The organism is Nocardia sp. NPDC058497 (assembly GCF_042720195.1).
GTDB lineage: Bacteria > Actinomycetota > Actinomycetes > Mycobacteriales > Mycobacteriaceae > Nocardia.
Genome location: NZ_JBHXMY010000874.1, coordinates 1 through 680, shown reverse-complemented (window position 1 = coordinate 680; position 680 = coordinate 1). Strand labels below are relative to the sequence as shown.

1 protein-coding gene is annotated in these 680 nt (G+C 65.6%); it reads left to right on the top strand.

Features of this window, described 5'->3' with window-relative positions; all coding sequences use genetic code 11:
- Positions 1-110: 110 nt before the first annotated feature.
- Positions 111-680: MspA family porin (locus tag ACFWPJ_RS31995; RefSeq protein WP_378857140.1), on the top strand; the 570-nt coding region annotated here is incomplete at its 3' end.

Below are 680 nucleotides of genomic sequence, written 5' to 3'. Positions count from 1 at the left end.
GTTTAACCAACCGAACTTTTTACCCCCAAACAATATTCAAGGCGTAAAGTGGCCGCCGCGGCCCGGGCGACCCGGCCCCCACGTCGATACACCTGATGAGGATTTTCTGGATGAGGGACACCACCAGTCGTCGGAACCGCGGCATGCGCCGCATGCTGACGGTCGCGACGGCCGCGATGATCGGCCTGACCCTGGGGCACGGCGGCGCCACAGCTGAGGTCATCGACAGCCAGGCTCGGATTGTCGACTCCGCCGACCGTACGGTCAACGTAATCCAGAAGGACACGCTGATCAGCTTCGTGCCTCCGCTCGACGGCAACCCGACCACCCGGGAATGGTTCCACGACGGAACCGCCGCCTTCCGGATCGACGGCCCCGACGCCGACAAGTGGGAAGGCAAGATCATCATCGGCTACCAGGTCGGCTACCCGGCGTCGTTCGACGGCAAGCTGAAGTTCGAGTGGATGACCCCCGGCCTGGAGGTCGAGTCCGAGCTGTCCAACGGCGCCGTTCCGTCGGTGACCATCGACAGCCTGATCCCGCAAGCCGGTATCGAGCTCGAGGTCGGTCTCGGGCCCGGTATCGAGACCATCGAGGCCGCCGAGGGCGAGATCTCCGGCGGTGAGGGCTTCATTCGCCTGCACGGCTTCCACGGCACCGTGACCGGCGTGGGCGGGCCG